The sequence below is a fragment of the Streptomyces sp. NPDC005863 genome, from assembly GCF_042871345.1.
Lineage (GTDB): Bacteria > Actinomycetota > Actinomycetes > Streptomycetales > Streptomycetaceae > Streptomyces.
This window is the reverse complement of record NZ_JBIAII010000001.1, coordinates 275,838-299,936: the sequence shown is the minus strand read 5'-3', so window position 1 is coordinate 299,936 and position 24,099 is coordinate 275,838. Positions and strand designations below refer to the sequence as shown.

The window sequence follows — 24,099 nt, the reverse complement described above, 5'->3', positions numbered from 1 at the left end:
CGGTCAACTCGTCAGGAAGCGGATGAGTTCGCCCGCGAGCTCGGCGGGCGCGTCCTCCTGTACGAGGTGGCCCGCGCCCTCGATCAGACGCAGCTCGGCGCCGGGGATCGCCGCGGCCAGCTCGTGGCCGCGCGCCACCGGGATCCAGGTGTCCTCGGCGCCCCAGCAGATCAGCACCGGCAGCTTCAACTCCCCGTACCGGCCCTGGATCTCGTCGGTGTACCGCTGGTCGTTCTGCTCGATCTGCCGGTAGAAGGCGGGCCTGCCCTCCTCGGTGCACCAGGGCGCCACCAGCCGGTCGAGCACCGCGGGGGCGAGCCCGCGGTGGCTCGCCGAGGACACGTATTCGCGCACCAGCGCCCGGTGCAGCGGCGGCGGCAGCTGCCCGAAGACCCCGGCGTGCGCGCCGAGCAGCCGGTACGTGGGGGAGCCCCAGGGGGCGAGCGCCACCGGGTCGACGAGCGCGAGGCGTTCGTAGGCGGCGTCGTGCAACAGATGTGCCCGCAGCGCGACGCAGCCGCCGAAGTCGTGAGCGACGACGGCGGGCCGCTCCAGGCCCCAGTGGGCGAGGAGTTCGGTGAGTACGCGTGCGTGTGCGGCGAGCGTCACGTCCTGGCCGGTCCGCATTTCCGATGCGCCGTATCCCGGCAGGTCCCATACGTACACGCGGTGGTCGCGGGAGAGTGCGCGGGCCGTCGCACGCCACACGTACGACGAGAACGGCGTGCCGTGGACGAGGACGACCGGCGGGGCGTCGGCGGGGCCGAGGGCGGCCCAGCGGACGGTGCCGGTGGGGCCGGCGAACGTCCGGTCGAGGTTCCAGGGCTCTCGGGCGGCGGTTGTCATGACCGTAAGGCTAGTGGCTCCTTACGGCTGGCGTCGAGGGTTCCGGCCCCGCGGGGGAGCGGTGTCAGGCCTCGTCGTGCCAGTGCAGGCGGCCGAGGCCCACCAGGCGCAGCTGTCTGCGGGCCACGTCGGCCACCCGTGCCTCCTCCGCCGTCCCGGGGCCCGCGTCCAGGAACGCCGACGCGGTCATCACCATGTGGTCGACGTACATTCCGGCCAGCATCAGCAGGTCGTCCTCGGTCCACTCCGACGTGGGCGACTCGGCCGCGAACTGGTCGGCCACCTCCCGTGCGAACAGGGCGAGTTGGGCGCCGATCGCGTCCCGTACCGCCCGGACGCCGCCGTGCCGTTCGCGGGCGATGAAGCGGACGTGGGCGGGGTGCGCGTGGACGTATCCGGCTATCAACTCGACTGTGCCCGCGATGCGTTGCTCGCTGTCACCGGTCTCCGCCGCCAGCATCGCGGTCAGCGTGGTGTGCAGGCTGCCGAGGGTGTCCTCGACCAGGGCCACGCCCAGGTCGGCGGTGTCGCGGAAGTGCCGGTAGAAGGCGGTGGGGGCGACGCCCACGGCACGGGTGACCTCGCGCAGGCCCAGGCTGCTGAGGCTCTGCTCCTCGAGCAGCCGGAGCGCCGCTTCGAGGAAGGCCTGCCGGGTCTTCTGCTTCTGGGCCTGCCGGGTGCCGAGAGTGTGACTCATGCCATGCAGTTAACAACTGTTCTCCGAGTTTTGAAAGCCGGAGAGGGAGTACTCTCTAAGTCAGTGAACAACTGTAACCACAATCGTTCACCGAACCGAGAGAGGGATCTCCATGCTTTTCCTTGTCGCCGCCCTTCTGCTGCTGGGTGTCGCCATGGGTTCCGTGGCCCACGCCCCGCTTCCGGTCAGCCTGATCGCCGCCGTCGTCATCGGTGTGTGGCTCCTGGTCTTCGCCCTCCGCGAGCGTCACGCGCGGCACCGCTGACACCGCCGGACGCCGCTGATCCGCTCCGTACGACACCTCCACCTGTCAGGAGTCGCACCATGGAACTCACCGCAGAACGCCCCACCGAGCGCACCGCTGAGCGCACCGCCGGCGGCGCCACCCAAAGCGCTCCCGAGCGCCCCACCGGCCGCCGGGACACCAACGGCATGGCCGTCGCCTCCTTCGTCCTCGGCCTGCTCGGGCTGCTGGTCCTCAACGTCTTTCTCGGGCCCGTCGCGATCGTTCTCGCGAGCATCGCGCTGTGGCGCGGCACCGCCCGCCGGGGCCGCGCGCTGCTCGGACTCGGGCTCGGCGTCGCCGACCTCGTCGTGCTCGCCGTCCTCGTCTCGATGGACAACACCGTGTCCTGGGGTCTCGCGGGCTGATACCGGTCGCGGGCTGATACCGCCGGGGCGCGGCGCACCGCACGGCTCGTAGAATCGTGCGCACCATGGCCTACCTCGACCACGCAGCGACCACTCCGATGCTCCCGGAGGCGATCGCGGCGCTGACCGCCCAGATCGCCGTCACCGGCAACGCCTCCTCGCTGCACGCGGCGGGGCGGCGGGCGCGACGCACCGTCGAGGAGGCCCGCGAGTCGCTCGCCGAGTCGCTCGGCGCACGCCCCAGCGAGACCGTCTTCACCTCGGGGGGCACCGAGGCGGACAACCTCGCCGTGAAGGGCCTGTACTGGGCCCGGCGCGACGCCGACCCCGCCCGCACCCGGGTGCTCGCCAGCCCCGTCGAACACCACGCCGTCCTCGACGCCGTGCACTGGCTCGGCGAACACGAGGGCGCCACCGTCGAATACCTGCCGGTCGACCGGCACGGCCGCGTCCACCCCGACGCGCTGCGCGAGGCCATCGAGCGCGACCCCGACGACGTCGCCCTGGCCACCGTCATGTGGGCCAACAACGAGATCGGCACCATCATGCCGATCCGCGAACTCGCCGACGTCGCCCAGGAGTTCGGCGTCCCGCTGCACGCCGACGCCGTGCAGGCCTACGGCCAGATCCCCGTCGACTTCGGCGCCTCCGGGCTCGCCGCGATGACCGTTTCCGGCCACAAGATCGGCGGGCCGTACGGCATCGGCGCACTGCTGCTCGGCCGCGAGTACAGCCCCGTACCGGTGCTGCACGGCGGCGGCCAGGAGCGGCATGTGCGCTCCGGGACGCTGGACGTGCCCGCCATCGCCGCGTTCGCCGTCGCGGGCGAGCACGCCGCGGCCCACCGCGAGCGGTTCGCCGCCGAGGTCGGCGCGCTCCGCGACGACCTGGTGGCCGCGGTCCGCTCGGCGGTCCCCGAGGCGATCCTCGGCGGCGACCCGGAGCCCGGCGGCCGGCTCCCCGCCAACGCGCACTTCACCTTCCCCGGCTGCGAGGGCGACTCGCTCCTGCTGCTCCTGGACGCGCAGGGCATCGAGTGCTCCACCGGGTCCGCGTGCACGGCGGGCATCGCCCAGTCCAGCCACGTCCTGCTCGCCACCGGCACCGACCCCGACCTGGCCCGCGGCACCCTGCGCTTCTCGCTCGGCCACACCTCGACCAAACGGGACGTCGACGCGGTGGCGGCGGCGATCGGCCCTGCGGTGGAGCGGGCGCGGTCGGCGGGGCTGAGCTAGGCCTCGCCGGGCGTCGGCTCAGCTGGGACTTGCCGGGACCGGCTGAGCTAGGGCTTGCCGGGGCCGGCTGAGCTGGGACTTGCCGGGCACCGGCCTCTTCGTGGGCCGCTCCGGGCGCTCCCGCGCCTCCCGCACCAGCCGTATGTACCGGTCCCAGTCCCAGTGCGGCCCCGGATCGGTGTGGTCCGTGCCCGGCACCTCCACATGGCCGACGATGTGCTTGCGGTCCACGGGGAAGTCGTACCGCCTGCATATCCCGGCGGTGAGCCGCGCCGACGCCGCGTACATCGCATCGGTGAACGAGGACTTCTTGTCGACGAAGCCCTCGTGCTCGATGCCGATGCTGCGTTCGTTCCAGCTCTTGTTGCCCGCGTGGAACGCCACGTCCAGCTCGCGGATCATCTGCGCTATGTGGCCGTCCTTGCGCACCACGTAGTGCGCGGCGGCGCCGTGCGACGGGTCCTTGAAGACGCGCAGCGCCGTGTCGTACCCGCCCTGGACGACGTGGATGACGACCCGGTCGATCGTGTAGTCGTCGGGGCGGTCCGCGCGCCGCCAGTTGTAGTCCGACGCCGCGACCCACTGCACGCCGGGGGCGTCCACCTCGCCCTCCGCGCGCCGCTTGACCACGCCGGGCAGCCGCCACCACAGCCGCCCCAGCTCGTCCCTGGCCAGGAGCGCCGAGCCGGCCGCAGCCGCCGCGCCGCCGATGAGCAGGGTGCGCCGGTCGATGCCGCGCCGCCCCGGCCCCTTGCCCGCACCCTCGGTTTCTTCCCCCATGTGATCGTCAACGCTTACTCGGGGGCGTCCGGTTCCCGTCGCCCCGTACCCTGTATGGGCTATGACTTTGACCGAGACCCCGCAGCGTGCCCAGCGCCCCCTCCGTGTCCTCGCCGCCATGTCCGGCGGCGTCGACTCCGCCGTCGCCGCCGCCCGTGCCGCCGAGGCCGGGCACGACGTGACGGGAGTGCACCTCGCGCTCTCGGCGAATCCGCAGTCGTTCCGCACCGGCGCGCGGGGCTGCTGCACCATCGAGGACTCGCGCGACGCTCGCCGCGCCGCGGACGTCATCGGCATCCCGTTCTACGTGTGGGACCTCGCCGAGCGGTTCCGCGAGGACGTGGTGGAGGACTTCGTCGCCGAGTACGAGGCGGGCCGCACGCCCAATCCGTGCCTGCGCTGCAACGAGAAGATCAAGTTCGCCGCGCTGCTCGACAAGGCCCTCGCCCTCGGCTTCGACGCGGTCGTCACCGGCCACTACGCCAAGGTGATCGTCCACGAGGACGGCTCGCGCGAGCTGCACCGCGCCTCCGACATGGCCAAGGACCAGAGCTACGTCCTCGGCGTCCTGGACGACCGCCAGCTCGCCCACGCGATGTTCCCCCTGGGCGACACGGTCACCACCAAGGAGGAGATCCGCGCGGAGGCCGAGCGCCGCGGGCTCGCCGTGGCCAAGAAGCCCGACAGCCACGACATCTGCTTCATCGCCGACGGCGACACCCAGGGCTTCCTCGCCTCCCGCCTCGGCAAGGCCGAGGGCGACATCGTGGACGAGTCCGGGGAGGTCCTCGGCACCCACGAGGGGGCGTACGGCTACACCATCGGCCAGCGCAAGGGCCTGCGCATCGGCACCCCCGCCCCGGACGGCAAGCCGCGCTACGTCCTGGACATCTCCCCGGTGAACAACACCGTGACGGTCGGCCCGGCCGCCGCCCTCGACGTGACCGGACTGACCGCGATCAAGCCCCGCTGGTGCGGCCTCGCCCCCACCGGGCCCGGCACCTACACGGCGCAGCTGCGGGCGCACGGCGGCGAGACGGAGGTGACCGCCGAGCTCGTCGAAGGAGAGCTGCGGGTCTCCTTCGACGAGCCCGTGCGCGGCGTCGCCCCCGGCCAGGCGATCGTGCTGTACGACGGCACGCGCGTGGTGGGCTCGGCGACGATCGCGACGACGGAGCGGGCGACGGCGGGCGTCTAGGGCCTGTCCGCCGGACCGGCCCCAAGGCCTTTCCTTCGGGATCAGGCCGGGCTCGCGCCTCCCTCAGCGGTCCGCGACCTGGAGCACGATCTTGCCCTGGGTGCGGCCCTGTTCGCCCCGCGCGTGGGCCTTGGCCGCCTCCTCCAGGGGGAGCACCGTGTCGATCTCGACGCGCAGCTTCCCCTCGTCCACCAGGCGGGCGATCTCCAGGAGACCCGCGCGGTCCGGCTCGACGATGGTCCAGCCCGTGTGCACGCCGAGCTCACGCGCGCGGTCCTGGTCCGGCAGACCGCCGGGGTCGGGCAGGGTCACCAGGTGGCCGCCCGGCCGGATGACCTCCAGGGACCGGGCGCCGTACGCGCCGCCCACGCCGTCCAGGACGATGTCGACGTCGCGTACCGCCTCGGTGAAGTCCACGCGCGTGTAGTCGATGACCTCGTCCGCGCCGAGGCCCCGCAGGAAGGCGTGCTTCTCCTCGCGCGCGGTGCCGATCACGTACGCGCCGTGCGCCTTGGCGATCTGCACGGCGAGGTGGCCCACGCCGCCGGCGGCCGCGTGGATCAGCACCCGCTGCCCGGCCCGGAGCCCGGCCGTCTCGACCAGGCCCTGCCAGGCGGTGAGCGCGGCGAGGGGGAGCGCGGCGGCCTCGACGTGGGAGAGGCCCGCGGGCTTCGGCGCGAAGCGGCGGGCCGGAGCCGCCACGAACTCCGCGTATCCGCCCGTCTGTTCGGGGAAGCGGGGCATGCCGAACACCGCGTCGCCGGGCTGGTACAGGGTCACGCCGGGGCCGACCTCCTCGACGACGCCCGAGACGTCGTAGCCGAGGATCGGGGTGTCCCCCCAGGTGCCGAAGGTGCCCTCCGCGCGGGTCTTCCAGTCGACGGGATTGACGCCCGCCGCGTGCACCCGGACCAGGATCTCGGTGAGGCCGGGCTCGGGGCGGTCCACCTCCACGGGGACGAGGTTCTCGGGGGCGCCCCAGGCGCGGGGGCTGACGGCACGCATCTTCATGGCCTTGAACTTTCTCTGGTGACAAACGGGCTGGTGGGACCAAGAGTGCGGCGGTCCGGGCCCGTGCGGTGCTGGCAGTTTGGCCATCATGTGACAGGATTCGGCCATGAACCTCAATGGGCTCGGCGACCGCAGCGGCGCGCACCGGGTGGCCGTCATCGCCCTGGACGGCGCGTACGCCTTCGAGCTGGGCATCCCCTCCCGCGTCTTCGGCAACGCCCTGAACGATCGCGCGGAGCCGCTCTACGACGTCGTCGTCTGCACCGTGGACGGGCGCCCGGTGCGCACCGACTCCGGGTTCACGGTGGCGGCCGAGCACGGGCCCGAGGCCCTGGAGACGGCGGACACCGTGGTGATCACGCCCACCCGCACCTTCGACCGGGGGATGGCGGGCGGGGAATTGCCGGACGCGGTGACCGCGGCCCTGCGCAGGATCAGGCCCGGCACCCGGATCGTGTCCTTCTGCAACGCCTCGTACGTGCTGGCCGCCACCGGCGCCCTGGACGGCCGCCCCGCGACGACCCACTGGCACGTCGCCGAGGACTTCCAGCGCTCCTTCCCCAGGATCAAGGTCGACGCGGACGTGCTCTTCGTGGACGACGGCGACGTGCTGACCGCGGCGGGCGTCGCGGCCGGCATCGACCTCTGCCTGCACCTCGTGCGGCGCGACCACGGCGCCGCCGTCGCCAACCACGTGGCGCGCGTCTGCGTCGTACCGCCCTGGCGCGACGGCGGCCAGGCGCAGTACATCGAGCGGCCCGTCCCCGAGCCGACGCTCGCCACGACGGCCGCCACGCGCGCGTGGGCCCTGGAGAGGCTCCAGGAGCCGCTGTCCCTGGGCGAACTGGCCGCCCACGCGCGGATGAGCCTGCGGACCTTCACGCGGCGCTTCCAGGAGGAGGTCGGCATGTCGCCGGGGCGGTGGCTCGCCGCCCAGCGGATCGAGCTGGCCCGCCAGCTCCTGGAGTCCAGCGACCTGCCCGTGGACGTCGTCGCCCACCGGGCGGGATTCGGCACCGGCAACTCCCTGCGCCAGCACATGCGCGCCGTGCTCGGCGTCTCGCCGGCCGCCTACCGACGGACCTTCACGGCTGCTTCGTGACCTCCGCCTCGTAGAAGCAGAAGTGGTCCTTGATCTCGGCCACGGCCGACTTCGGGTCCGGGTACCCCCACACGGAGTCGGGAGAGCCCGGCAGCGACCAGTAGGAGGCCGTTCCCTTGAACGGGCAGTACGTCGTGGTGTCCGACGCGGTCAGCAGGTCCGTGCGCACGTCCTCCGGCGGGAGGTAGTGGCGCACCGGGTAGCCCGTCTCGCTCAGCAGCAGCGGACGACGGCTCTCGGCGACGACCTGCCCGTCGTGTTCCACGCGCACGTGGTCCGTGCCCTGCTCGACGGTGATCCGGTGTCCGGCGGCCATGAGGTGCCCTCCTCGATGAGTGCTCTGCGAGTGGTCTCAGCACCGGAACGTACCGTGGCCGCATGAACATCTGCGTCTTCCTCTCCGCCGCCGACCTCGACGACCGCTACACCCGCCCGGCCCGCGAATTCGCCGAACTGCTCGGCAAGGGCGGCCACACCCTGGTGTGGGGCGGCTCCGAGAGCGGTCTGATGAAGGTCGTCGCGGACGGCGTGCACCAGGCGGGAGGGCGGCTCGTGGGCGTCTCCGTGGACTTCCTGGCCGCCAAGGCCCGGCAGGTCGTCGAGCCGCACGAGATGGTGATCGCGCGCGACCTCGCCGAGCGCAAGGCGCTGCTCCTGGCGAAGGCCGACGCCATAGTGATCATGGTGGGCGGCACCGGCACGCTCGACGAGGCCACCGAGATCCTGGAGCTGAAGAAGCACGGCAAGCACACCAAGCCGGTGGTCCTGCTGAACTCCGAGGGCTTCTACGACGGCCTCAAGGAGCAGTTCCGCCGCATGGAGGACGAGGGTTTCCTGCCCGTGCCACTCACCGACCTGGTCTTCTTCGCCGAGGAGCCCGTCGGCGCGCTGGCCTACCTGGAGGAATACGCGGGCACCCAGTGATGCGAGCATGGCCGGTATGGCAACACATGTGATCACCGGGGCGGGCTCCGGCATCGGCGCGGCCGTCGCCCGCCGCCTCCACGCACGCGGCGACGCCCTCGTACTGCACGCGCGGGACGCGGGCCGCGCCAAGGAGCTCGCCGCCGAGTTCCCCGGCGCCGGCACCCTCGTCGGCGACCTCTCCGACCCCGACAAGCTGTCCTGGGCCTTCGGGCACCAGTCGCTGCCCGAGCGCGTGGACTCCCTGCTCCACATCGCGGGCGTCGTCGACCTCGGCCCGGTCGGCGAGCTCACCCCCAAGACCTGGCGCCACCAGCTCAACGTCAACCTCATCGCCCCCGCCGAACTCACCCGCCACTTCCTGCCCCAACTCCGGCTCGCCCAGGGCCACGTGGTCTTCGTCAACTCCGGCGCGGGCCTCAGCGCAGGACCCGAGTGGTCCGCGTACGCCGCCTCCAAGCACGGCCTGAAGGCCCTCGCCGACTCGCTGCGCCACGAGGAGCACGGCAACGGCGTCCGGGTCACCTCCGTCTACCCGGGCCGCACGGCGAGCGCCATGCAGGTCAAGGTCCACCAGCAGGAGGGCAAGGAGTACGACGCGACCCGCTGGATCGACCCCGAGTCGGTCGCCACGACGATCGTCATGGCCCTGGACCTGCCGCGCGACGCGGAGGTCAACGACCTGACGGTGCGGCCGGGACGATGAGCGACGCCTTCACCCCGGTCCCGGCCACCGGGATCGGGTCGATGCCCGGCGGCGACGCCCGCGAGGCCGCGAAGACCGTGACCGGCACCTTCGAGGGGCCCGAACAGGGCATGCCGTACCTCCCGGAGCTGCCCGCGCGCGGGCCCGGCGCCGACATGATCGGCCGCACGGCGGGCCTGCTCGTCGACCTGTACGCGCGCGTGGAGCCCAGCGGCTGGCGGATCGGCGACCGTCCGGGGCGCGACACCCGGCGGGCCAGGGCCTGGCTCGGCGAAGACCTCGACGCCCTGGAGGAGTTCACCCAGGGGTATCAGGGGCCGCTGAAGGTGCAGGCCGTCGGCCCGTGGACGCTCGCCGCCGCCCTGGAGCTCAGGAACGGCGAGGCCGCGCTCTCCGACCCCGGCGCCTGCCGCGACCTGGCCGGATCCCTCGCCGAAGGGCTGCGCGCCCACCTCGCGGACGTGCGCCGCAGGGTGCCCGGCGCCCAGGTGGTGCTCCAGCTCGACGAGCCCTCGCTCGTCGCCGTACTGCGCGGACAGGTCAAGACCGCCAGCACGTACCGCACGCACCGCGCCGTGGACCGCCAGCTCGTCGAGAGCACCCTGCGCGACGTCCTGGACGTGCGCGGCGAGGGGGCCGCGGTCGTCCACTCCTGCGCGCCGGACGTGCCGTTCGCGCTGCTGCGCCGGGCCGGCGCCGACGCGATCTCGTTCGACTTCGCGCTCCTCACCGAGCGTGACGACGAGGTGATCGGCGAGGCGGTCGAAGGGGGCACGCGGCTCTTCGCCGGTGTCGTGCCGGGCGTGGACGGCGGATTGTCAGACCCTGCCGGTAGCGTCATGGGTGTCAGGACGTTGTGGCGCAGGCTGGGGCTGAATCCGGGATCACTCGCGGAGTCGGTCACGCTCACTCCGTCGTGCGGTCTCGCGGGCGCGTCTCCCGCGTACGCACGTGCGGCGCTCGCCCACTGCGTCAAGGCGGCGAGATCGCTTGCAGACAACCCTGAGTAATTGGGTATGACGTAACGGGAGGACGAAACGGTGGCTGTCGAACAGCAAGGATCTGTGCCCGCCGAGGCACGGGACCAGCATGCCCAGCTGGCCGAACAGATCGAGGAGCACCGCTTCCGGTACTACGTGAAGGACCAACCGGTCGTCAGCGATGCCGAGTTCGACAAAATCCTGCGTTCTCTCGAAGCCCTGGAGGACAAGCACCCGGAGCTGCGCACCCCGGACTCGCCCACCCAGAAGGTCTCGGGGGCGTACGAGACGGAGTTCACCGCCGTCGAGCACCGGGAGCGCATGCTCTCCCTGGACAACGCCTTCGACGACGCGGAGCTGGCCGCCTGGGCCGACCGCGTCGCCAAGGAGGTCGGCTCGCCCGACTTCCACCTGCTGTGCGAGCTGAAGGTCGACGGCCTCGCGGTCAACCTCACCTACGAGTACGGCAAGCTGACCCGCGCCGCCACCCGCGGCGACGGCCGCACCGGCGAGGACATCACGCCGAACGTCCGCACCATCGCCGACATCCCCCAGCGCCTCAAGGGCGACCGCGTGCCGGCCCTCGTCGAGGTCCGCGGCGAGGTCTTCTTCCCCATGGAGAAGTTCGAGGAGCTCAACGCCCGCCTGGTCGAGGCGGGCGACAAGCCCTTCGCCAACCCGCGCAACGCGGCGGCCGGTTCGCTGCGCCAGAAGGACCCGCGCGTCACCGCGACCCGCCCGCTCCACATGGTGGTGCACGGCATCGGCGCCCGCGAGGGCTTCGACATCGACTGCCTCAGCCATGCCTACGAGTTGTTGCACGAGTGGGGCCTGCCCACCGCCAAGCACAACAAGGTGGTCGACGGCCTCGACGGCGTGCGCGACTTCATCGCGTACTTCGGCGAGAACCGCCACTCCGTGGAGCACGAGATCGACGGCGTCGTCGTCAAGCTCGACGAGATCCCGCTCCAGGGCCGCCTCGGCTCCACCTCGCGCGCCCCGCGCTGGGCCATCGCCTGGAAGTACGCGCCGGAGGAGGTCAACACCAAGCTCATCAACATCCGCGTCGGCGTCGGCCGCACCGGCCGCGTCACGCCGTACGCGCAGGTGGAGCCCGTCACCGTGGCCGGCTCCGAGGTCGAGTTCGCGACCCTGCACAACCAGGACGTGGTGAAGAAGAAGGGCGTCTTCATCGGCGACACGGTCGTGCTGCGCAAGGCCGGTGACGTCATCCCGGAGATCCTCGGCCCCGTCGTGGACCTGCGGGACGGCAGCGAGCACGAGTTCGTGATGCCCGCCGAGTGCCCCGAGTGCGGCACGGCGCTGCGGCCCATGAAGGAGGCCGACATCGACCTCCGCTGCCCCAACGCCCAATCGTGCCCCGCCCAGTTGCGCGAGCGTCTCTTCTACCTCGCGGGCCGCAAGTCCCTGGACATCGAGAACTTCGGATACGTCGCGGCGGCCGCCCTCACCCAGCCCCTGGAGCCCGCCGAGCCGCCGATCCGCGACGAGGGCGACATCTTCGACCTCAAGGTCGAGGAGCTCCTGCCCATCAAGTCGTACGTCCTCGACCAGGACTCCGGGCTGCCCAAGCGCGACCCCAAGACCGGCGAGGAGAAGGTCGTCACCTTCTTCGCCAACCAGAAGGGCGAGGCGAAGAAGAACACCCTCGCCATGCTGGAGAACATCGCGGCGGCCAAGGACCGGCCGCTCGCCCGGGTCCTCACGGGCCTCTCGATCCGGCACGTCGGCCCGGTGGCCGCCGAGGCGCTGGCCCGTGAGTTCCGTTCCATCGACCGCATCGAACAGGCCACCGAGGAGGAGCTGGCCGCGGTGGAGGGCGTCGGCCCGATCATCGCGGCCTCACTCAAACAGTGGTTCGCCGAGGAGTGGCACCGGGAGATCCTGCGCAAGTGGCGGGCTGCCGGGGTGCGCACGGAGGAGGAGTCGAGCGGCGAGGACGAGGGTCCGCGTCCGCTCGAAGGCCTCACGGTGGTCGTCACCGGAACCCTCGAGCACTACACACGGGATGGCGCGAAAGAGGCGCTGCAGTCCCGTGGCGCGAAGGTGACAGGTTCCGTTTCCAAGAAGACGTCGTTCGTGGTCGTCGGTGACAACCCCGGATCCAAATACGACAAGGCCATGCAGGTGAAGGTTCCGGTTCTCGACGAGGACGGTTTCGTCGTCCTGCTCGAACAAGGACCGGACGCGGCAACGGAAGTCGCGCTTCCGACCGAGGAGTAGCGGTTGAAGGCCACCCGTTCAGCGCATATCAGATGCATACGGGTGGCCGGGTCGCATTCGGGCAACCGTAGTCGACCGCTGCCCGTGGAAGCCTTCTGCGGCCTACTGTTGAGGTGTGCGCCTGCCGTGCCCCGCTGCGAACGGGGTATCTCCTGCTCATCAAGAGCGAGGAAAGGGGCATCCCCGCTCGGCGCGAGTCCGGGAGCAGCGCGTCTCCTTGCTCGCGAGGAACCGGGGAAGTACGAGGGGACGCGGCCGACTCAGGGCCGAGTCCGCGTGGCGTGGGCACCGCCGGCTGTGAGAGGGACGGGAATGGAACCGACCGAGAGCGCCGCCCCGGACTCACGGCTGCGCGCGCGCCTGTGGCGCGCGCCGAGCGTCTGGCTGCGCGGCCGCAGGACAGCACCGGCCACCGGACCGCACCCCGCGTCGACCGCCGTCGGCGGCTGTGGATCCGGCACGCTGAGCACCGCGGTCGAACCCCGGGAGCGGGCCTGGATCTCCGGCGCGCGCAGCCCCGCGGAGAGCCCGGCGGCGGCCACCTCGGGCGCCCTCGGACCCACCGCCCAGGACGCCCGCGACGCCTGGCCGCTGCTGCCCGTCGCGATCGTCACGGCCGCCGCGGTGCTGCTCGGCACCGGCTTCTTCCAGGCCTTCACGGGCCGGCACGCGCTGTTCCCGACCGGCTCCGCGGGCTGGTCCCTGGCCATCCTCACCGGCTTCATCGTCGGCCACCTGGTCGCCCTCGGCCGCGACCGCTGGTGGGGCGGCACCGGCTCCGGCGGCGCGCTCACCGTCGCCGTCCTGCTGCTCTACGGCTGGGTGCCCGCCGGCATGGTCAGCCTCACCGTCGTCGTCCTGGTCGGCGTCGCCCGCAGGCACCGCAGGCGCCAGGGCGTGCTGCACGGCGCGGTCGACATCCTCGGCATCGGCGCGGGCGCGCTGGCCCTGGCCGCGTTCGGCACGTCGCCGAGCGCCGAGTCCCCCTGGCTGCCCGACACCTGGGACCTCTACACCGCCCCCCAAGTGGCCCTGGTCGCCGTCGCCTACCTCGCCGTCACCCGCGTCCTGCTCTGGTACGTGCACGCGCCCCGCACCGGCGCCCTGCCGACCGTCACCCGCACCGCCCTGGTCCGCCAGGGGCTCCTCGGCATCGCGCTGCTCGGCATCGCCCCGCTGATCTGCGTCGTGGCGATCTCCCTGCCGATCCTGCTGCCCCTCTTCGCCATCCCGCTGGTCGCCCTCGACTCCACCCTCTGGATCGCCCGCGCGCGGGCCGAGGAGCAGCTGCGCGACCCGCTCACCGGCCTGCCCAACCGCCAGTGGCTCCTGGAGCGCACCTGGACGGCCCTCGACGACGCCGAGCGGATCGGGGCGCGGGCCGCCCTGCTGCTGATCGACATGGACCGCTTCCGGTCGGTGAACGACACCCTCGGCCACCTCGCGGGCGACCGGCTGCTGCTGCAGATCGCGGACCGGCTGCGGGTCGCGCTGCCGCGCGGCGCGGAGGCCGCCCGCCTCGGCGGCGACGAGTTCGCCGTGCTGCTGCCGGTCGCCGACTCCACCACGTCGGCCACCCGCGCGGCGCGCCAGCTGGTCGCCGCGCTCGGCTCCCCGCTCGACCTGGACGGCCTGACCCTCGTCCTGGAGGCCAGCGCGGGCCTCGCCGTCTTCCCCGACCACGCGCTCGACGCGGAGGGGCTCCTCCGGCGGGCGGACGTCGCGATGTACCAGGCGAAGCGGGACCGCACCGGCGTCGAGGTGTACGAGTCCAAGCGGGACTCCAACACCCCCGACCGGCTCGGCCTCCTGGGCGACCTGCGCCGCGCCCTGGACGCCGGCGACGTCGAGCTGCACTACCAGCCCAAGGTCCGCTTCGACGGCAAGGTGGCGGGCCTGGAGGCGCTGGTGCGCTGGGTGCACCCCGAGCGCGGCAAGGTGCCGCCCGACGAGTTCATCGCCATCGCCGAGTCCTCCGGCCTCATGCCGCACCTGACGGAGTACGTCCTGGAGACCGCGCTCGGCCAGGTCGCCAAGTGGCAGGCCCAGGGGCTGAAGGTGCCCGTCGCCGTCAACGTCTCGCCGCGCGACGTGCACACCCCCGGCTTCGCGGGAGCGGTCGCCGCCCGGCTGGCCCGGCACGGGGTCCCCGCGGGCGCGCTGCAGCTGGAGATAACGGAACACGTGCTCCTGGAGGACCCGCAGCGGGCCGCGGACACGCTGGCCGGGCTCACCGGGCACGGGGTCAAGATGTCCCTCGACGACTTCGGCACGGGCTACTCCTCCCTGGTCCATCTGCGCCGGCTCCCGGTCAGCGAGCTGAAGATCGACCGCTCCTTCGTGGCCCGCCTCGCCGTCGACAACGAGGACGCCGAGATCGTCCGCTGCACCGTGGACCTCGCCCACTCGCTCGGACTGCTCGTCGTCGCGGAGGGCGTCGAGGACGACGAGACGTGGGAGCGTCTCCGGGACCTCGGCTGTGACGCGGTGCAGGGCTGGCTGGTCGCCGCGGCGATGCCCGCGGACGAGGCGACGGCGTGGCTGCGGGCGCGCGGTTCGCGCGGCTGGCGCCGCCCGGCCGACGTCGCGGCGGAGGCCGCGGCGGCCTCCGCGGAGGGCTCCGACATGGGCCAGTCCTCGGGCCACGTGGTGCAGTAGGCGCGGCCTCGGGGCGGCGGCGGGGAAACCGTTTCACGGGCACCCCGCGCCGACCCATAGGATTGGGCCCACAACCCACACACTCACCACCCCTGAGGATCGCCGCATGCCTGGCATCACGCGCGAGGAGGTCGCCCACCTCGCCCGCCTTGCACGTCTGGAGCTGAAGGCCGAGGAGCTCGACCACTTCGCCGGACAGCTCGACGACATCATCGGCGCGGTCGCCCGCGTCTCGGAGGTCGCCGACCAAGACGTACCGCCGACCTCGCACCCGCTGCCGCTGACGAACGTCATGCGCGCGGACGAGGTCCGTCCGTCGCTCACCCCCGAGCAGGCGCTCTCGGGCGCCCCGGCCCAGGAGCAGCAGCGTTTCAAGGTGCCGCAGATCCTGGGGGAGGACTAAGAACATGACGGACATCATCAAGCTCACCGCCGCCGACATCGCGTCGAGGATCGCTTCCGGCGAGCTCACCGCCGTCGAGGTCACCGAGGCCCACCTGGCCCGCATCGAGGCCGTCGACGAGAAGGTGCACGCCTTCCTGCACGTCGACCGCGAGGGCGCCCTCGCGCAGGCCCGCGCCGTCGACGAGAAGCGCGCCAGGGGCGAGCAGCTCGGCCCGCTGGCCGGCGTCCCGATCGCGCTCAAGGACATCTTCACCACCGAGGGCGTGCCGACCACCGTCGGCTCGAAGATCCTCGAGGGCTGGATCCCGCCGTACGACGCGACGGTCACCAAGCGCCTGAAGGCCGCCGACGTCGTCATCCTCGGCAAGACCAACATGGACGAGTTCGCCATGGGGTCCTCCACCGAGAACAGTGCGTACGGCCCCACCGGCAACCCCTGGGACCTCACCCGCATCCCGGGCGGCTCCGGCGGCGGCTCCTCCGCGGCCCTCGCGGCGTACGAGAGCCCGCTCGCCATGGGCACCGACACCGGTGGCTCCATCCGCCAGCCCGCGGCCGTCACCGGCACGGTCGGCGTCAAGCCGACCTACGGCGGCGTCTCCCGCTACGGCATGGTGGCGTTCAGCTCCAGCCTCGACCAGGGCGGCCCCTGCGCCCGTACGGTCCTGGACGCCGCGCTGCTGCACGAGGCCATCGCGGGCCACGACGAGCTCGACTCGACGTCCATCGACGCCCCGGTCCCGCCGGTCGTCGAGGCCGCGCGCAACGGCTCCGTACAGGGCATGCGCGTCGGCGTCGTCAAGCAGTTCCGCGGCGAGGGCTACCAGGCCGGCGTCGTCCAGCGGTTCGACGAGTCGGTCGAGCTGCTCAAGGAGCTCGGCGCCGAGATCGTCGAGCTGGACTGCCCGACGTTCGACCTGGCGCTCTCCGCGTACTACCTGATCGCGCCGTCGGAGTGCTCCTCGAACCTGGCCCGCTTCGACGCCATGCGCTACGGCCTGCGCGTCGGCGACGACGGCACCCGTTCGGCCGAGGACGTCACCGCGCTGACCCGTGAGGCCGGCTTCGGCGACGAGGTCAAGCGCCGCGTCATCCTGGGTACGTACGCGCTCAGCTCCGGCTACTACGACGCGTACTACGGAAGCGCCCAGAAGGTCCGCACCCTCATCACCCGCGAGTTCGAGGCCGCCTTCGAGCAGGTCGACGTGATCGTCTCGCCGACGACGCCGACCACCGCCTTCCCGATCGGCGAGCGCGCCGACGACCCGATGGCGATGTACCTCGCGGACCTGTGCACCATCCCGACCAACCTGGCGGGCAACGCCGCCATGTCGCTGCCCTGCGGCCTCGCGCCGGAGGACGGCCTGCCCGTCGGACTGCAGATCATCGCCCCCGCCATGAAGGACGACCGGCTGTACAAGGTCGGTGCTGCCGTCGAGGCCGCCTTCGTGGAAAGGTGGGGTCACCCGCTGCTTGAGGAGGCACCGTCACTATGAGCCCCATGACTGCCAAGGCCAAGGGTTTCAAGAAGTCGAAGCCCGGCGCGTACCTGTCGATGGGCACCACCGCCTTCGGCGCGATCTCCGTGGTCAAGCAGGCCCGTATGGCCCGCAAGGAACACGACACGCTCCGACTCATCGACGCCGCTGTCTCCGCCGCCGCCATCGTCACCGGCCTCGCTCTGCTCTACCGCGAGCTGAAGAAGCTGGGCGACGACGACGTCCTGCTGGGCTGAGAGGGAAAGTTTCACCGTGACTGTCACTTCTGACCTGGTGTCGTACGAGGATGCCCTCGCGACGTACGACCCCGTCATGGGCCTGGAGGTCCATGTCGAGCTCGGCACCAAGACCAAGATGTTCTGCGGCTGCTCGACCACGCTCAAGCAGGACGCGAACAGCCAGACCTGCCCGACCTGTCTCGGCCTGCCCGGCGCGCTGCCGGTCGTCAACGAGATCGGCGTCGAGTCCGCGATCAAGATCGGCCTCGCGCTGAACTGCGAGATCGCCGAGTGGTGCCGGTTCGCCCGGAAGAACTACTTCTATCCGGACATGCCGAAGAACTTCCAGACCTCGCAGTACGACGAGCCGATCGCCTTCAACGGCTATCTGGACGTCCAGCTGGAGGACGGCGAGATCTTCCGCGTGCAGATCGAGCGCGCCCACATGGAGGAGGACACCGGCAAGTCGACGCACGTCGGTGGCGCGACGGGCCGCATCCACGGCGCCTCGCACTCCCTGCTCGACTACAACCGCGCCGGCATCCCGCTCATCGAGATCGTCACCAAGCCGATCGAGGGCGCCGGCGAGCGGGCCCCCGAGGTCGCCAAGGCGTACGTCGCCGAGCTGCGCGAGCTCATCAAGGCGCTCGGCGTCTCCGAGGCCCGGATGGACAAGGGCCAGATGCGCTGCGACGTGAACCTCTCCCTGCGTCCGCACGGGCGCGAGGAGTTCGGCACCCGCAGCGAGACGAAGAACGTCAACTCGCTGCGTTCCGTGGAGCGCGCGGCGCGCTTCGAGATCCAGCGCCACGCGGCGGTGCTCGGCTCCGGCGGCACCATCGTGCAGGAGACCCGGCACTTCCACGAGGAGGACGGCTCCACCACCTCCGGCCGCATCAAGGACAACGCCGAGGACTACCGGTACTTCCCGGAGCCCGACCTGGTCCCCGTCGCCCCGGCCCGCGCGTGGGTCGAGCAGCTGCGGGCCGGCCTGCCCGAGATGCCGCGCGTGCGCCGCAACCGGCTCCGCGAGGAGTGGGGGATCAGCGAGCACGACATGCAGTCGATCCTCAACGCGGGCGCGGTCGAGCCGATCGTCGCCACCATCGAGGCGGGCGCCGACGCGGCGTCGGCCCGCAAGTGGTGGATGGGCGAACTGTCCCGCCACGCCAACGAGTCGGGCGCCGCCCTCGAAGAGCTCGCCATCACCCCGGCGCACGTCGCCCGGGTGACCGAGCTCGTCTCCTCGGGCGACCTCAACGACAAGCTGGCCCGCCAGGTCATCGAGGGCGTCCTGAAGGGCGAGGGCACGCCGGACGAGGTCGTCGAGAAGCGCGGCCTCAAGGTCGTCTCGGACGAGGGCGCGCTGACGGCCGCCGTCGACGAGGCCATCGCCGGCAACCCCGGCGTCGCGGACAAGATCCGCGGCGGCAAGGTCGCGGCCGCCGGCGCCCTGGTCGGCGCGGTCATGAAGGCCACCCGCGGCCAGGCCGACGCGGCCCGCGTGAAGGAACTGATCCTGGCGAAGCTGGGCGTCGGCGAGGGCTGACGGTCTCTTCCCCGGCACGAAGGGGGCGGCGCATCCGACGGGTGCGCCGCCCCCTTCCGCGTACCCCCAACGCCCCCCGGGCCGAGACCTTTTGGACGTTCACCCCGACTTCGACCCGCAGCCTTCCCATCGAAACCGGGCGTCACTAGCGTCCCCGTCGTACAGGCCAATGGATCAGCAGAGAACCATTGGATGTCGGCCAGGACCACTGGGAGGCCCACGTGACGCCCGAGATTTCGCGCAGACGCCTGATGGCGATCGGGGGCGGCGCGCTCGGCGTCGCCGCCGTCGGCTCCTTCCTGCCGCCGTCGCTGCAGGAGGCGCTCGCGCACGAGCCGCCGCGCGAGGGCGGCCTCGACAAGATCGAGCACGTGGTGATCCTCATGCAGGAGAACCGGTCCTTCGACCACTACTTCGGCTCCCTGCGCGGCGTACGCGGCTTCGGCGACCGCAACGCCGTCCAACTCCCGGGCGGCAAGCCGGTGTTCGAGCAGCCCGGCACCTTGCGCACCATCCTGCCCTTCCCGGTCCGGCAGGCCGCCGAGACCCAGAAGAGGGACCTCCAGTACATCGGCGCGCTCGACCACTCCTGGGGCGGCGGTGCCAAGGCCTGGCACGACGGCTGGATGGACGGCTGGATCACCGCCAAGACGGCGGCCACCATGGCGTACTACACGCGCGAGGACATCCCGCTGCACTACGAACTCGCCGACACCTTCACCGTCTGCGACGCCTACCACTCCTCCATCCACAGCTCCACCAGCCCCAACCGCAACCACCTGTGGAGCGGGAAGACGGGGTACGAGGCGAACGGCAGACGGGCCGTCGGCAACGACGCGTACGACGAGGGCACCCACCCCGGTTACGGCTGGGGCACGTACGCCGAGCGCCTGGAGAAGGCGGGCGTGAGCTGGCGCACGTACACCGAGTGGGAGAACTTCACCGACAACCAGATCGAGTTCTTCACCACCTTCAAGGCCATCGCGCGCAAGGTCCTGGCCGGGACCGGCCTCACCTTCATGGAGGCCTTCTACGCCAAGGTGCGCGCCGCCGCGAACGAGACCGAGCGCGCCGCGCTGCTCGCCACCCTGGAGGAGGGCGTCGCCACGCTCGACAAGCGCGAGCGCTCGCTCTTCGAACGCGGGCTGCGGCGCGTGCCCACCGGCGAACTCGCCGAGAAGTTCGCCGCGGACGTGGCCGGCGGCAAACTCGCCAAGGTCACCTATCTGGTGCCCTCCGCACAGGACTCCGAGCACCCGAGCGTCTCCTCGCCCATCCACAGCGCGACCATCGTCTACAAGGTGCTCGACGCCCTCGCCTCCCACCCGGAGGTCTGGCGCCGCACCGCCGTCTTCATCAACTACGACGAGAACGACGGCTTCTTCGACCACGTCCCGCCGCCCGTGCCCGGCGGCGACAGCGCCGAGGAGCGGGAGGAGCGCTGGGAGGGCAGGCCGACCGGGCTCGGCGTGCGGGTGCCGATGCTCGTCGTCTCGCCGTGGACCGTCGGCGGCTACGTCTGCTCCGAGGTCTTCGACCACACCTCCGTGGTGCGCTTCCTGGAGCAGTGGACGGGCGTGCGCGAGCCCAACATCAGCGCCTGGCGCCGCAAGGTCACCGGTGACCTCACCGGCGCCTTCGACTTCCGGCGCGCTCACCGCCGCCCCGACCTCGAACAGCCGGGCGCCATACCGGCGTTCAGCGGCCGCTGGGCCCCGCAGCCGCCGCTGAAGCAGTCCATGCCGGTCCAGGAGCCCGGCACCCGCCGCGCCCGCCCGCTGCCCTACCGGCCCGACGCGGACGCATGGCCCGGCGAGGACGGCGCGCTCACCGTGCGGCTGCGCAACGGCGGCAGTTCCAGCGCCCACTTCGCGCTCTACCCGTACGCGGGTGAGTTCGCCCTGCCGCAGCACCAGGACGTGGTGCGCAAGGGCTCCTGGACCGTGCCGGTGCCCGGCGACACGTACGCCTTCACCATCACCGGACCGAACGGCTTCCGGCGCGAGTTCGCGGGCGCCAAGGGTGCCGCGGGCGGCAAGAGTGGCACGGGCGGGGCCGGCGGCGGGGGAGCGCGGCTCAGTTCCGCGATCACGCACCGCGAGATCCACCTGATCCTCGCCAACCGCGGCCGGCGCACCCTCGTCTTCACGGTCGCGCCGCTCGGCTACGTGGACGAGGCGGACGTCCGGTCGCGGACGCGGACCGTGCGCGTCCGGGCGGGCAGCAGCCGCACCGTGGCCTGGCACACCGCCGACGAGCACGGCTGGTACGACGTCGAGGTGACCGCGGACGGCGACCCGGCGTTCCGGCGGCGCCTCATGGGCCACATCGAGAACGGACGCGCGAGCGTCTCGGGCTGAGCCCCGCGGGGCACGGGCGGGTGAGACGTACGGGGCCGCGGAGTGGCCCCGTACGTCTTGTGTCCTTGTGAGGATGGACACGAAAGCGACAAAGGATCTCTTAATGCTGTCAAAGTGACCTCGGCGTCGATGTCGCCACTCATGCGTTCTTTGCGGGCCCCAGTTCGTGGACTGCTCCCGGTGAAGATCCACACGTGACCCAGGGAGTCCGCCCGTGGCCGCACTCGCCCGGTGGTGCGTCAGGCGCCGCCTCGTCGTCGTCCTGCTGTGGCTCCTCGCCCTGGGCGCCACCGCATCGGCCGCCGCGGTCGCCGGGTCCGCGTACTCCAACGACTACGAGGTGCCGGGCACCGAGTCGGGCCGCGCCGCCCAGCTCCTGGACGACAACTTCCACGGCCTCGGCGGCGACAGCGACACCGTCGTCTGGCACACCGGACCCGGCACCTCCGTCCGCGCCGCCGACGTCGAACAGACGATGACGGACACGCTGCGGGAGATCTCCGGACTGCCCGCCGTGGCCAACGTGAGCGGCCCGTACGAGGGCGGGGGCGCCGGGCGGATCAGCGCGGACGGCCGCACCGCCTACGCCACCGTCACCTTCCGCGAGCAGGCCGACGACATCTCCGTGGCGGACGCCCGGGCCGTCGTGGACACCGCCAAGGCAGCCGCCTCGGACCATCTGCGGGTCGACGTCGGCGGCACCGCCGTCGGGCTCACCGAGACCAAGAGCGCCCAGCTCGCGGAGGTCGTCGGGGTGGCCGTCGCCGCCGTCGTCCTCTTCCTCGCGTTCGGCTCGCTCGCCGCGTCCGTCCTGCCCATCGCCACCGCGCTGGTCTCCGTCGGCACCGCGTACGCGGGCATCGTGCTGCTCGGCCATCTGATGACCGTCGCGGACTTCGCCCCGATGCTCGGCACCCTGATCGGGCTCGGCGTCGGCATCGACTACGCCCTGTTCATCGTGACCCGGCACCGCAAGGGCCTCAAACGCGGCCTGCCCGTGGCGGTCGCCGCCGAGCGCGCCGTCGCCACCACCGGACGCGCGGTCGTCTTCGCGGGCGCCACCGTCTGCATCGCCCTGCTCGGCATGCTTGTCCTGCGGCTCGGCTTCCTGAACGGCGTCGCCATCGCCGCCTCGCTGACCGTCGTCCTCACCGTCGCCGCCTCCGTGACCCTGCTGCCCGCGCTCCTCGCCTGGATCGGACCGCGCGCCCTCAGCCGCCGCGAGCGCCGCAGACTCGCCGAGCACGGGCCCGAACCGGAGCTGCCGGCCGGGTTCGCCGCCCGCTGGGCCGCCTTCGTGGAGCGTCGGCCCCGCCTGCTCGGCGGCCTCGCCGTCCTCGTCATGGCCGTGCTCGCGCTGCCCGCCTTCGCCCTCCACCTGGGCACCTCCGACCAGGGCAACAACCCGGCGAAGGCCACCACCCGGCAGGCGTACGACCTGCTGGCCGACGGCTTCGGGCCCGGCGTGAACGGGCCTTTGACCCTGGTCGGCGAGGTCTACGGAGCCGGCGACCGGGTCGCCGTCGACGACCTCGTCACGACGCTGAGGTCGACGCCCGGCGTCGCCTCCGTCGGCCCGGTGACGTACGACGACGGCGGCCGCACGGCCCAGCTCACCGTGGTCCCCGACTCCGCCCCGCAGTCCGAGGCGACCAGCGAACTCGTCGACCGGCTGCGCGACGACGTGCTGCCCCGGGCCGAGGCGGGCAGCTCCCTCGACCTGCACGTCGGCGGGGTCACCGCGAGCTACGACGACTTCGCGGAGATCATCGTCGGCAAGCTGCCGCTCTTCGTGGGCGTGGTCATCGGGCTCGGCTGCGTGCTGCTCCTGCTCGCCTTCCGCTCCCTCGGCATCCCGCTCAAGGCCGCCGTGATGAACGTCGCCGCGGTCGCCTCCGCGTTCGGCGTCGTCGTCGCGATCTTCCAGTGGGGCTGGGGGAGCGAGCTGCTCGGCCTCGGCAGGGCGGGGCCGATCGAGCCCTTCCTCCCGGTGATCATGGTGTCGGTCCTCTTCGGACTCTCCATGGACTACCAGGTCTTCCTGGTCGGCCGGATGTACGAGGAGTGGCTGGAGACCGGCGACAACCGGCGTGCCGTCCGCGTGGGGCTCGCCGAGACCGGCCGGGTCATCAACTCCGCCGCCGTGATCATGATTTCGGTCTTCCTCGCCTTCGTGCTCAGCGGCGACCGGGTCATCGCGATGTTCGGCATCGCGCTCGCCGCGGCCGTCGCGCTTGACGCCTTCGTCCTGCGCACCCTGCTCGTACCCGCCCTGATGCATCTGCTCGGCGGCGCCAACTGGTGGCTGCCGCGCCGCCTGGACCGCCTCCTGCCGCGCATCAGCATCGAGCCGCCCGAATGTCGTTCGAACCCGCGCGACGCCCGTGCGAGGATCCCCGGACAGCGTGACGTGGCCGACGACGCGCACGGGGAGAGGGAGCACGATGTTCGCGATATCGCTGGGCGAGGGCGCTGAGCTGCGGCCGATCGAGCCCTGGCAGGCGCAGGAGTTCCTCGAACACGTCGAGCGGGCGCGGGAGTACGCGGGGCCGTGGGTGCCCTTCACCACCACCGTGCGCGACCTCGAATCGGCGCGGACCTTCCTGCAGTCGCGCGCCGACCGGCAGGCCGCCGACACCGGCCGCTTCCACGGCATCTGGCTGAACGGCACGCTCGTCGGCGGGGTCTTCTTCCGGATCTTCGACACGAGCGTGGACGGCTGCGAGGTCGGCGTCTGGCTGGAGCCGTCGGCAGCGGGCCGCGGCCTGGTCAACAGGGCCTCGAAGATCCTCATCGACTGGGCCGTGGACGAGCGCGGCATGCACCGCGTGGAGTGGCTGGTCTCCTCGCGCAACGAGCGCAGCAAGGCCGCCGCCGCACGCCTCGGCCTCACTTTGGACGGCGTGCTGCGCGAGAGCTTCCCCTGGCAGGGGATACGGCACGACATGGAGGTCTGGTCCGTCCTGGCCCCTCAGTGGCGGGCGGCGCGGGACGGCTCGGGGCCCGGGGCCGACGCTCGTTAAGAGAGCTCTCAGA

22 protein-coding genes are annotated in these 24,099 nt (G+C 72.1%); 17 read left to right on the top strand and 5 right to left on the bottom strand.

All coding sequences use genetic code 11. The features are described 5' to 3' along the window. Nucleotides 1-3: 3 nt before the first annotated feature. Both ACFYO9_RS01295 and ACFYO9_RS01290 read right to left on the bottom strand, forming a co-directional pair. Complete coding sequence (locus ACFYO9_RS01295) at nt 4-846, bottom strand: alpha/beta fold hydrolase (RefSeq protein WP_358774067.1); 843 nt, start codon at nt 844-846, stop codon at nt 4-6. A 64-nt stretch (nt 847-910) separates the two neighbouring features. Continuing rightward, nucleotides 911-1,543: a TetR family transcriptional regulator gene (locus ACFYO9_RS01290; protein WP_358774065.1), complete on the bottom strand. Its 633-nt coding sequence runs from the start codon at nt 1,541-1,543 to the stop codon at nt 911-913. Between the two features lie 112 nt (nt 1,544-1,655). Between ACFYO9_RS01290 and ACFYO9_RS01285 the strand changes: the two genes are divergently transcribed. The 3 genes from ACFYO9_RS01285 to ACFYO9_RS01275 all read left to right on the top strand — a co-directional run bounded on the left by ACFYO9_RS01285 (nt 1,656) and on the right by ACFYO9_RS01275 (nt 3,429). Then, nucleotides 1,656-1,808: a hypothetical protein gene (locus tag ACFYO9_RS01285; RefSeq protein WP_355816389.1), complete on the top strand. Its 153-nt coding sequence runs from the start codon at nt 1,656-1,658 to the stop codon at nt 1,806-1,808. 59 nt (nt 1,809-1,867) lie between these two features. Further along, on the top strand, nt 1,868-2,194 hold the full coding sequence (locus ACFYO9_RS01280) for a hypothetical protein (protein WP_388665883.1): 327 nt from the start codon (nt 1,868-1,870) through the stop codon (nt 2,192-2,194). A gap of 65 nt (nt 2,195-2,259) precedes the next feature. After that, the gene (locus ACFYO9_RS01275) at nt 2,260-3,429 is read left to right on the top strand and encodes a cysteine desulfurase family protein (protein WP_358774063.1); all 1,170 of its coding nucleotides are present in this window, start codon (nt 2,260-2,262) and stop codon (nt 3,427-3,429) included. 18 nt (nt 3,430-3,447) lie between these two features. On the opposite strand, the gene ACFYO9_RS01270 is transcribed toward ACFYO9_RS01275, so the two are convergent. After that, on the bottom strand, nt 3,448-4,209 hold the full coding sequence (locus ACFYO9_RS01270) for an N-acetylmuramoyl-L-alanine amidase (protein ID WP_358774061.1): 762 nt from the start codon (nt 4,207-4,209) through the stop codon (nt 3,448-3,450). A gap of 67 nt (nt 4,210-4,276) precedes the next feature. Here ACFYO9_RS01270 and mnmA point away from each other — a divergent pair, with 67 nt between their 5' ends. Beyond that, nucleotides 4,277-5,407, top strand: coding sequence for a tRNA 2-thiouridine(34) synthase MnmA (gene mnmA / locus ACFYO9_RS01265; protein ID WP_358709572.1), 1,131 nt, complete (start codon nt 4,277-4,279; stop codon nt 5,405-5,407). A 63-nt stretch (nt 5,408-5,470) separates the two neighbouring features. Here the strand turns inward: mnmA and ACFYO9_RS01260 are convergent, their stop codons facing one another. After that, entirely contained in the window at nt 5,471-6,412 is a 942-nt protein-coding gene (locus ACFYO9_RS01260) for an NADP-dependent oxidoreductase (RefSeq protein WP_358774138.1), read from the bottom strand. A gap of 112 nt (nt 6,413-6,524) precedes the next feature. Between ACFYO9_RS01260 and ACFYO9_RS01255 the strand changes: the two genes are divergently transcribed. Then, entirely contained in the window at nt 6,525-7,520 is a 996-nt protein-coding gene (locus tag ACFYO9_RS01255; RefSeq protein WP_358774059.1) for a helix-turn-helix domain-containing protein, read from the top strand. Here the strand turns inward: ACFYO9_RS01255 and ACFYO9_RS01250 are convergent. Next, entirely contained in the window at nt 7,504-7,836 is a 333-nt protein-coding gene (locus ACFYO9_RS01250) for a DUF427 domain-containing protein (protein ID WP_355811433.1), read from the bottom strand. The two genes, ACFYO9_RS01255 and ACFYO9_RS01250, sit on opposite strands and share 17 nt — an antisense overlap. Before the next feature lie 62 nt (nt 7,837-7,898). On the opposite strand from ACFYO9_RS01250, the gene ACFYO9_RS01245 reads away from it, so the two are divergent. The 12 genes from ACFYO9_RS01245 (at nt 7,899) to ACFYO9_RS01190 (ending at nt 24,086) form a co-directional block, all read left to right on the top strand. Beyond that, entirely contained in the window at nt 7,899-8,444 is a 546-nt protein-coding gene (locus ACFYO9_RS01245) for a TIGR00730 family Rossman fold protein (protein WP_358774057.1), read from the top strand. A 7-nt stretch (nt 8,445-8,451) separates the two neighbouring features. Continuing rightward, on the top strand, nt 8,452-9,150 hold the full coding sequence (locus ACFYO9_RS01240; protein ID WP_358774055.1) for an SDR family oxidoreductase: 699 nt from the start codon (nt 8,452-8,454) through the stop codon (nt 9,148-9,150). Continuing rightward, nucleotides 9,147-10,160, top strand: coding sequence for a methionine synthase (locus tag ACFYO9_RS01235; RefSeq protein ID WP_358709414.1), 1,014 nt, complete (start codon nt 9,147-9,149; stop codon nt 10,158-10,160). The genes ACFYO9_RS01240 and ACFYO9_RS01235 overlap by 4 nt, the downstream gene beginning before the upstream one ends. 30 nt (nt 10,161-10,190) lie before the next feature. Next, entirely contained in the window at nt 10,191-12,374 is a 2,184-nt protein-coding gene (gene ligA, locus ACFYO9_RS01230) for an NAD-dependent DNA ligase LigA (protein ID WP_358774053.1), read from the top strand. A gap of 498 nt (nt 12,375-12,872) precedes the next feature. After that, the gene (locus tag ACFYO9_RS01225) at nt 12,873-15,032 is read left to right on the top strand and encodes a putative bifunctional diguanylate cyclase/phosphodiesterase (RefSeq protein WP_388665982.1); all 2,160 of its coding nucleotides are present in this window, start codon (nt 12,873-12,875) and stop codon (nt 15,030-15,032) included. 106 nt (nt 15,033-15,138) lie between these two features. Further along, nucleotides 15,139-15,435: an Asp-tRNA(Asn)/Glu-tRNA(Gln) amidotransferase subunit GatC gene (gene gatC, locus ACFYO9_RS01220; protein WP_010984178.1), complete on the top strand. Its 297-nt coding sequence runs from the start codon at nt 15,139-15,141 to the stop codon at nt 15,433-15,435. Between the two features lie 4 nt (nt 15,436-15,439). Beyond that, entirely contained in the window at nt 15,440-16,933 is a 1,494-nt protein-coding gene (gatA, locus tag ACFYO9_RS01215) for an Asp-tRNA(Asn)/Glu-tRNA(Gln) amidotransferase subunit GatA (RefSeq protein ID WP_355811451.1), read from the top strand. After that, nucleotides 16,930-17,172 (top strand): hypothetical protein, encoded by a 243-nt coding sequence (locus ACFYO9_RS01210; RefSeq protein ID WP_355811454.1) that lies wholly within the window; start codon nt 16,930-16,932, stop codon nt 17,170-17,172. Before gatA ends, ACFYO9_RS01210 begins: the two co-directional genes overlap by 4 nt. A gap of 16 nt (nt 17,173-17,188) precedes the next feature. Beyond that, a complete protein-coding gene (gatB, locus tag ACFYO9_RS01205; protein WP_355811456.1) occupies nt 17,189-18,703 on the top strand; it encodes an Asp-tRNA(Asn)/Glu-tRNA(Gln) amidotransferase subunit GatB in 1,515 nt (504 codons plus the stop codon). A 221-nt stretch (nt 18,704-18,924) separates the two neighbouring features. Next, the gene (locus ACFYO9_RS01200; RefSeq protein WP_358774051.1) at nt 18,925-21,063 is read left to right on the top strand and encodes a phosphocholine-specific phospholipase C; all 2,139 of its coding nucleotides are present in this window, start codon (nt 18,925-18,927) and stop codon (nt 21,061-21,063) included. Nucleotides 21,064-21,277: 214 nt separating this feature from the next. Further along, nucleotides 21,278-23,539 carry an MMPL family transporter gene (locus ACFYO9_RS01195; RefSeq protein ID WP_358774049.1) on the top strand — a complete coding sequence of 754 codons (2,262 nt, stop codon included), beginning with the start codon at nt 21,278-21,280 and terminating at the stop codon, nt 23,537-23,539. Next, nucleotides 23,508-24,086, top strand: a complete 579-nt coding sequence (locus ACFYO9_RS01190) for a GNAT family protein (RefSeq protein WP_358774048.1) — start codon at nt 23,508-23,510, stop codon at nt 24,084-24,086. The genes ACFYO9_RS01195 and ACFYO9_RS01190 overlap by 32 nt, the downstream gene beginning before the upstream one ends. Nucleotides 24,087-24,099 lie beyond the last annotated feature (13 nt).